Source organism: Actinophytocola sp. (genome assembly GCF_050699915.1).
GTDB lineage: Bacteria > Actinomycetota > Actinomycetes > Mycobacteriales > Pseudonocardiaceae > Actinophytocola.
Window position 1 is genome coordinate 1 of the sequence record NZ_JBOHGA010000247.1, and the last position, 8,341, is coordinate 8,341.

Sequence of the window (8,341 nt, forward strand, 5' to 3'; positions counted from 1 at the left end):
GCTGGGCGGCGGTTTCGGGGTCGGGCTGGCGGTCGCGGTCCGCCGGCTGGTCGGCGCGCCCGGGGACCTGCCCGACGGCTACGAGCCGGTGACGCTGCTGTGGGGCGCGTCGGCCGTGCTGGGCGTGCTGGCGACGGCGTGCTTCGGCGTGTTCGTGGCGGTGGCGTTGGCGCGGCTGCGCTCGGGCCGGTTCACCCCGGCCGACGCGATGGCCCGGCTGCTGCACGGCGACACCGGGCGTGACTCCGGGCGTGACGCCGGGCGTGGCTCCGGGCGGGCGGCCGACGCGGTGCGGGCCTGGCGGGCCGCGGCCTGGCGGCGGGCGCACCTGCACCACGTCCTGCTGACCGCCGCGTTCGTGCTGTCGCTGGGCGCGGCGATGGCGCTGGCCGTGCGGGTGTTCGACGTGTCGCTGCCGCAGTGGACGGATCCGCTGTCCGGCATCGGGTTGCTGTCGCTGGGCGTGCTGGCCGGCGCGCTGCTGCGGGCGGTGTACAACGCGGCGCGGGTGCCCGTGGCGGGCCGGCAGCTGGGCGTGATCACCGACCTGGCGTCCTTCTGGCCGCGGGAGGCGCATCCGATCGTGCCGCCGTGCTACGCGATGAAGGTGGCGCCGGAGCTGGCCGCGCGGACCGTCGAGCACCTTCGCGAGCCGGACACGCGGGTGGTGCTCACCGGGGACTCCCACGGCAGCCTGCTGGTCGCGGTCGCGGCGGCGCGGCTGCTGAACTCGCTGGACGAGCCGCAGCGCCGGCGGATCGGGCTGGTGACCGTCGGCTCGCAGCTGCGGTGGGCGTACTGCCGGGCGTTCCCGGCGGTGCTGCCGCAGCGGGCGCTGGGCACGCTCGCGGGTGAGCTCGGCACGCGGTGGCGGTCGCTGTGCCGGGGGACGGACCCGCTCGGCGGCGCGGTGACGACGTGGAGCCAGCAGGTGTACGGGTCGGACCTGCTGGGCGTTGGCCTGCGCGCGGACGGGACGGCCGGCCCGCTCGCCCCGGCGACGCGGGCACCGTCGGGTGCGCTGGTGCTGGGCCTGGACCACTGGCTGCCCGACCCCGCGGCGGGCCCGGTTCCCGGTCGGCGGTGGGCCCCGGGCGTGCAGGGACACGCCAACTACACCGCGGACCCGGAGTGGGACCGCGCGGTCGCGATGGCCGCGGGCCTGGACCCCGCCGAGCCGAAGCTGGACCCGCTGTTCCCGCCGACGCCCTAGGACAGGCCGTCCTCGTCGAAGTAGACCTCTCCCTGCCTGGGCAGCTCCCAGCCGGCGTTCGCCGACGGCTTCGCCCAGGCGGTCTCTCCGAACGCCCAGTAGTACAGGTTGACGAGCTCGGGAAACTGAACGATGCCGGCGCCGTTGACATGGCCGAGGCGGTGCCTGTGCATCATCGGCCGCAACAACGGCACGAGATCGAGACCCGACCGACGTCCCGCGTAGGCGGCCGTGGTGGCGGCGACGACGAGGTCGGCGAGCTGGAGATGGGGCACGTGGTGGCTGTGCGCGGTGACGATCGGCAGGACGATCCGCTCCGGTGAGACGTACTCGGTGCCGTAGTCGGTGAGCTCCAGCGAGGCGGCGAGCCACTTGCTCTCCTGCGCGCTCCCGCCCCCTGGCTTGTCCGCGATGATCATGCCGATGTCATCGACCTCGCGGTCGCGCAAGTGCATGGAGATCCGCTCGTACAACCACTTCAGCATGATGACGCCGATCTCCGCCTGACTCTTCTGGCGATAGGCGCGGTCGTGATCGACGATGACCACCACCGACTTGACGCCGCGGCGCTGGGCGGCTTCGAGCATGCCGGTCCGCAGCCTGCTGATCGCCGCCACGGGTGCGCTCTTCAGGAACGTTCCCTTGGCGGGCGCCCACTTGATCTCCTCGCCGGCCGGCATGCCCAGCTCGTCGCGGATGCGCCTCAGGTCTTCGGCGAAGCCGGCCACTTGGTCGTCGGGCACGATGACGGCACCGATGGCCAGCAGGTGACCCAGCCCGTCGCGGGGTGGCTCGCGCTGCTGGCTGTCATCGATGAACGCCAGTCTCATGAAGGGATTTCAGCACGGCGTCGGCGATCTCTGCGTGGCCCGACTGGGTGAGCAGGCCCGCCGGGGCCAGCAGGCCGTCGCGGTCGACCCGGAACTCGGCCTCGCGCAGGACCGGGCCCAGGTGCTTGCGCAGGTCCGCCTCCACCGTGGTCAGGTCCGGGGCGTGACGGAAGACGCCGCCGGACAGGATCAGGACGCCGGCGCCGCGCGGGCCCAGGTTGCCGTCGACCAGCTGGAGGTGGCGGCGGACCGCCAGCACCACGGCCAGGCGCGCCAGCTCCAAGTCCACTTCGGACTCTCCGGGTGTGGTCGGCACGAGGTCGACGTGCTCGTGGCGACGCCGGGCCTGCGCCACCAGGGACTCCGGGAAGGACAGACGAGCGGCCTGCGCCTCCGCGACCACGCCGGGCGCGCTCACCCGCATGCCCAGGTCCCCCTCGACGGTCCGGCGGTCGGGCGGCAGTGCCACCGCGTGCTCCGTCGACTCCACTGTGGACACCGCGGAGTACACGTCGGTCGTCGCGCCGCCCACGTCCACCACCAGGACCGCGCCCGCCTGCTCGTCGCGCTCGGCGAGGACGCCGGCCAGCCGGGACACGCCCGACAGCACCGCGTCCGGGGTCACCGTCCGCACCAGCCGGCGAAACCGCGGCCCGCGCGAGAGGCCCTTGCCGCCGATCACGTGCCGCAGGAACACCTCGCGGATCGCCACGCGCGCCGGACCCGGCTCGAGCTCGCCGACGTCGGGCAGCACGTTCGCCGCCGGCACCACCCGCCGGCCGGACAACGACGCCAGTGCCTCGTCGCGAGCGGCCGCGTTGCCGGCCAGCACCACCGGCACGGCAACCCGCGCGAGCCGGGAGGCGTTGTGCAGCAACACCTTCTCGTCACCGCCGTCGGTGCCGCCGACCAGCAGCACGACGTCCGGCGCCGCCGCCCGCAGCACGCGTACCGCCGCCGGGTCGAGCAGGCCCGATGACACGTGGACGACCTTCGCCCCGGCCGAGAGCGCCACCCGGTAGCCGGCCTCGGCGCTGACCAGCCGCTCCTGTCCGACGACCGCGAGCCGCAGCCCGCCGCCGGCCGACGAGCAGGCCAGCACCGATGAAGCGGCCGGCAGCGCGCCGGTCACGGCGGCCACCCCGTCCAGCACCTCCGGCGGCGTGGTCCGGTGCTGCGCTACTCCGAGCACCGCACCGGCCGCCGACACCGCGACGCCCTTGGTCCACGTCGACCCGACGTCGAGGCACAGGAAGGTCAACTCGAGGTGGCCTTCGGGTCCGCTCCGTCGACGGGCAGCTGCGACGGCGAAGCGCCGCGACGCCCGAGCACCGAGTGGCGACGGCTGTAGACGAAGTACACGACCACGCCCAGCACCATCCACGCGAAGAACCGCAGCCACGTCAGGATCGTCAGGTTCAGCATCAGCCACAGGCACGCGAGGATCGCCGCGACACCGATCACCGGCAGCGCCGGCACCCGGAACCCCCGTTGCAGGTCCGGGTGGGTGCGGCGCAGCACCATCACGCCGGCCGACACGAGCACGAACGCGAACAGCGTGCCGACGTTGACCATCTCCTCCAGCTTGCCCGCCGGGAAGAACGTCGCCGCCGCGGCCACGAGCCCGCCGACCAGGATCGTCGCGCGCACCGGGGTGCCGCGCTCGCCCGTGCGGGCCAGGCCGCGGGGCAGCAGGCCGTCGCGCGACATCGCGAACAGCACGCGGATCTGGCCCAGCATCAACACCATCACGACCGTGGTGAGGCCGGCGAGCGCGCCGATCGAGATGAGGTTCGCCGCCCAGTCCACGTCGTTGAGCGCGAACGCCGTCGCGAGCGTCTTGGACTCCCCGTCGTCGCCGGTGGCCAGGTCGGTGTAGGGCACCATGCCGGTCACCACCAGCGCGGTGGCGACGTAGAGCACGGTCACGATCGCGAGCGAACCGAGGATGCCGCGCGGCACCGCGTGCTTCGGGTTCTTCGTCTCCTCCGCGGTCGTGGCGACGACGTCGAAGCCGATGAACGCGAAGAACACCAGCGAGGCGCCCGCGAGCAGCCCGAAGACGCCGAACGCGCTGCTCGACCCGCCCGCCAGCCACGAGAACACCGACTGGTCGACACCGGTGGACGCGGACTCGCCGGACTCGCCCGACGGGACGAACGGCGTGTAGTTCGCGGCCTTGACGAAGGAGAGCCCGAACAGGATCACGAACAGCACGATCGCGACCTTGATCGCGGTGATCACCATGCTGACCCGCGAGGAGAGCTTCGTGCCGACGGCGAGCAGGACGGTGAGCGCGATGATCAGCAGCAGCGCGCCCCAGTTCACCGTCAGGCCGCCGACGTCGAACGAGGTGGTGACGCCGTCACCGAACAGGTAGCCCAGCACGGTCTGCAGGTACGTCGACCACCCCGTCGCCACGGCGGCCGAGCCGACCGCGAACTCCAGCACCAGGTCCCAGCCGATGATCCAGGCGAGGAACTCGCCGAAGGTCGCGTAGGAGAACGTGTACGCGCTGCCCGCGACCGGGACCGTCGAGGCGAACTCGGCGTAGCACAGGGCGGCCAGCGCGCACGCGATCGCGGCGAGCACGAACGCGAGCGACACCGACGGCCCGGCGAGGTCGCCGGCCGTGCGCGCGGTGAGCGTGAAGATGCCGGCGCCGATGACCACCGCCACGCCGAACACCGTGAGGTCCCAGGCGCTCAGGTTCTTGCGCAGCCTGGATTCCGGCTCGTCGGTGTCCGCGATGGACTGCTCGACGGACTTGGTACGCCACAGACCGTTACCGGGCACGGCTCCTCCTCACTCCACCGCCTGATCAAACTCAGACCATAGTGGGAGTAACCGGCCCGTTTCGCATAGCGAAGGTCAGGTCGTGGCGGGCGTGCGGTCCAGGTCGGGTTCGAGGTAGATCAGCCGGGCCGCCGGGACCGCGGCTCGGATGCGTTCCTCGGCGCCGTCGATCTCCGCCGCCACCTCGGCCAGCGGCAGGCCCGGCGCCAGCGCGATCTTCGCCGCCACCAGCAGCTCGTCCGGGCCGATGTACTGCGTGCGGATGTGGATCAGCCGCTGCACGCGGCCGGCGACGACGGCCTCGGCGATCGCGTCGTACTCGCGCGGGGTGGCGCCCTCGCCGATCAGCAGGCTCTTCATCTCGATGATCAGGATGATCGCAATCACGCCGAGCAGGATGCCGATCATCAGCGTGCCGACGGCGTCCCACATCGGGTCGTCGGTGATCACCGAGAGGCCGACGCCGAACAGCGCGAAGACCAGACCGAACAGCGCGCCCGCGTCCTCGAGCAGCACGACCGGCAGCTCCGGGGTGCGCGACTGGCGGATGAAGCCCCACCACGAGACGTCGCCCTTGACCTTGCGGGACTCGACGATCGCGGTGCGGAAGCTGAACGTCTCCAGGACGATCGCGACCACCAGGATCACGACCGCGACGATCGGCGAGGTGAGCGGCTCGGGGTGTTGCAGCTTGTGGAGCGCCTCGTAGATCGCGAACGCCGAGCCGAGGCTGAACAGCATCAGCGCCACGATGAACGAGTAGAAGTACCGGTCGCGGCCGAACCCGAAGGGGTGCTCGCGGGTCGCGCGGCGCTGCGAGGTCCGCTGGCCGAGCAGCAGCAGGCCCTGGTTGGACGTGTCGGCGACCGAGTGCACCGACTCGGCCAGCATCGACGACGAGCCGGTGATGATGAAGCCGATGAACTTCGCGACCGCGATTCCCGCGTTCGCCAGCAGTGCGGCGACGATCGCCCTGGTCCCGCCCCCTGCAGCCACGGCAGCTCCCTCGATAAGTCTGATTTGTCCCGGATCAAGGCGAGAGCCTAGAGACTCGACACACCCGCCGTCTCACTACCCACCGTCGCGGCGAACAGCCGCGACCGTCCTTCGCCGACCGGCGCCAGCACGACGTCCGGGTCGGCCGCGGGTAGCCACATCGACTGGCCACGCCGCAACGTCAGCTCCCGGCCGTCGACCGCTGCCGCACGCACCCCGCCGTCGACGCACACGAGGATGCGCGGCACGCCGCCCTCGAGCTTCACCTCGGCACGCGGTTCGTCGGCCGCCCACTCGATCCGGGACAGCTCGAACTCCGGTGCCGCGGTCCGGTACACCCGCCGCGGCCCGGCCGGCTCGCCGGTGGTGACCAACATGTCGCCGTACCGGAAGTCCAGCACCCGCAACAACTCCGGCACGTCGACGTGCTTGGGCGTCAGCCCGCCCCGCAGCACGTTGTCCGAGTTGGCCAACACCTCGACCGCGGTGCCGTGCAGGTAGGTGTGCAGGTTGCCGGCGGGCAGGAAGATCGCCTCGCCCGGGGCGAGCACCAGCCGGTTGAGCAGCAGCGCGGCCAGCACCCCGCAGTCGCCCGGGTACCGCTCGCCCAGCTCGAGGATCGTGCGGCACTCGAGCTCGAACCCGCCGTGCTCCTTGACGTGCGTGACGCACGAGTCCAGCAGGTCGGGCAGCAGCGCGTCGATCGCCGGCTGCGGCAGCGTGATCCACGTGGTGAACAGCGCCCGCAGCCCCTCCCCGTCCGGCTCGGCGGCGAGCAGGTCGACGTGCCCGGACAGCGCCGGCGTCTGGACCGCGCGCAGCAGCTCGACCGTGCGGTCCGGGTCGCGGAACCCGGCCAGGGCGTGGAACTCGGTCAGCGCGCACACCAGCTCGGGCTTCGCCGTCGGGTCCGGGTAGTTGCGGTTGGCCGCCTCCCGCGCGATGCCGGCCCGCTCCTCGCGCGCGTAGCCCTCCGCGGCCTGGCGGGCCGACGGGTGCGCCTGCAGCGACAGCGGCTCGTCCGCGGCGAGCACCTTCAGCAGGAACGGCAGCCGGTCGCCCCACCGGGCGACGACCGCGGGTCCGAGCTGGCCGGTGGCGTCCGCGGCGAGCACGTCGATCAGCGACCGCCGCGCGCCGTCCGCGTCGACGACCGCCGACGGGTCTCCCGGGTGCGCGCCGAGCCACAGCTCCGCCTCCGGGTGCGGCGCCGGCACCTCGCGGCCCAGCAGCTCGGCGATCGTCGTGCGGGAACCCCAGGCGTACGGGCGGACCCGGTTGTTCAGCAGCTGCATCAGGCCCTCAATCCCGCGGCCTGGCAGGTCCGTAGGTCGTGGTGCCGCCGGTGGTGCCGGCCGCGAGTCCGAGGTAGAGCGCGGCGAGCTGTAAGCGCAGGGCGAGCACCGCGGCGCAGGTCGTCTCGTCGGCGGTGATCTCCTCGGCCGGCACGAGCAGGTCGGCGGCGGGGAACGTGTCGACCGCGAGCCGGCGCACCGGGTCGTTCGGGGTGGCGGAGACGGCGAGCAGGAACACCCGCAACGGCGAGGACTGCGCGGGGTCGAGGTCGTCCGGGTCGGCGAAGATGTCGGCGCCGGCCGCGGCCCGGGTGGCCGCCCGGTGCAGCGCGGTCCGGCTGGTCGCCTGCGGGTAGGACGCCACGTCGCTGACCAGGTCGGTGTGCGTGCCGAGCACCTGCGCGGCGTACCAGGCGACCCCGGTGGCCACGTCGTCCAGGCCCCAGAAAAGCGGGGTGCGCTCGGCGAGGCGCAGCGCGAGCGACTTGGCCGGGTTGACGAACGACTCGTGCTGCATGTGGTCGCGCTCGGCCTCGCGGTCGAGCTCGTCGGCGACCATGTCGAGGTCGGTGCGCAGCAGTTCCAGCGTGGTCGCCGCGATGAGGCCGCCGGCCAGCGCGCGGGTGAAGCCGAACGGCGGGGGCACCGGGATCCGCGGCGGGATCAACACGCACTGGCCGGCCGCGGCGGCGGCGACCGGCCCGTCCTCGGGGGCGGTCAGCACCACGCCCGCGCCGTAGCGGCGGGCTCGGTCGATCGACTCGGCGAGGGCGCCGTCACCCGCGTCGTCGGTGTGCGCGACGACGACGTCCAACGGCCCGAGCCAGGTCGGCGCGGTGTCGGTGAGCACAACCGGCACCGGGCAGGCCCGGCCGAGCAACGCGTGCAGCAGCTTCGCGGCCACCGGGCTCAGCCCGGGCGTGGTGATCAGCACCAGCGCGCGGGGCATGGAGCCGGCGAGCCGGGCGATGCCGGCCTCCTGCGCGGCCTCGACGGTGGCCCGCACCTGGGCACCGGCCATCGCGGCGGCCTGCAGCAGGCCGTCATTGTCGACCTCGGCGATCCGGTCGAGGTCGTCGAGCAGAGTGTCGTCGACCGTTGAACTCACGACGCCCCCTCGCAGGCTCGGTGCCGCCGCTCGCGGTCGCCCTGTGACATTGGTTCGCTCGCAAGCTCGCTCACGACGCCCCCTCGCAGGCTCGGTGCCGCCG

At 73.0% G+C, this 8,341-nt stretch carries 6 protein-coding genes and 1 pseudogene; 1 reads left to right on the forward strand and 6 read right to left on the reverse strand.

Translation table 11 applies throughout. From position 1 onward, the window contains the following. Positions 1-1,213, forward strand: a pseudogene (locus ACRDSK_RS28875) (hypothetical protein); the annotation flags it as partial. Here the strand turns inward: ACRDSK_RS28875 and ACRDSK_RS28880 are convergent. The 6 genes from ACRDSK_RS28880 to ACRDSK_RS28905 form a co-directional block, all read right to left on the reverse strand. Then, positions 1,210-2,043, reverse strand: coding sequence for a DUF3800 domain-containing protein (locus ACRDSK_RS28880; RefSeq protein ID WP_431444513.1), 834 nt, complete (start codon positions 2,041-2,043; stop codon positions 1,210-1,212). The pseudogene ACRDSK_RS28875 and the gene ACRDSK_RS28880 overlap by 4 nt on opposite strands. Beyond that, positions 2,021-3,304: a glutamate mutase L gene (locus ACRDSK_RS28885; protein WP_431444514.1), complete on the reverse strand. Its 1,284-nt coding sequence runs from the start codon at positions 3,302-3,304 to the stop codon at positions 2,021-2,023. Before ACRDSK_RS28885 ends, ACRDSK_RS28880 begins: the two co-directional genes overlap by 23 nt. After that, positions 3,301-4,839: an amino acid permease gene (locus tag ACRDSK_RS28890; protein ID WP_431444515.1), complete on the reverse strand. Its 1,539-nt coding sequence runs from the start codon at positions 4,837-4,839 to the stop codon at positions 3,301-3,303. Before ACRDSK_RS28890 ends, ACRDSK_RS28885 begins: the two co-directional genes overlap by 4 nt. A 75-nt stretch (positions 4,840-4,914) precedes the next feature. Next, entirely contained in the window at positions 4,915-5,835 is a 921-nt protein-coding gene (locus tag ACRDSK_RS28895; RefSeq protein WP_431444516.1) for a cation diffusion facilitator family transporter, read from the reverse strand. Positions 5,836-5,882: 47 nt separating this feature from the next. Beyond that, positions 5,883-7,130 carry a mannose-6-phosphate isomerase, class I gene (gene manA / locus ACRDSK_RS28900; RefSeq protein ID WP_431444517.1) on the reverse strand — a complete coding sequence of 416 codons (1,248 nt, stop codon included), beginning with the start codon at positions 7,128-7,130 and terminating at the stop codon, positions 5,883-5,885. A 7-nt stretch (positions 7,131-7,137) separates the two neighbouring features. Next, a complete protein-coding gene (locus ACRDSK_RS28905; RefSeq protein ID WP_431444518.1) occupies positions 7,138-8,238 on the reverse strand; it encodes a hypothetical protein in 1,101 nt (366 codons plus the stop codon). Positions 8,239-8,341: the final 103 nt, after the last annotated feature.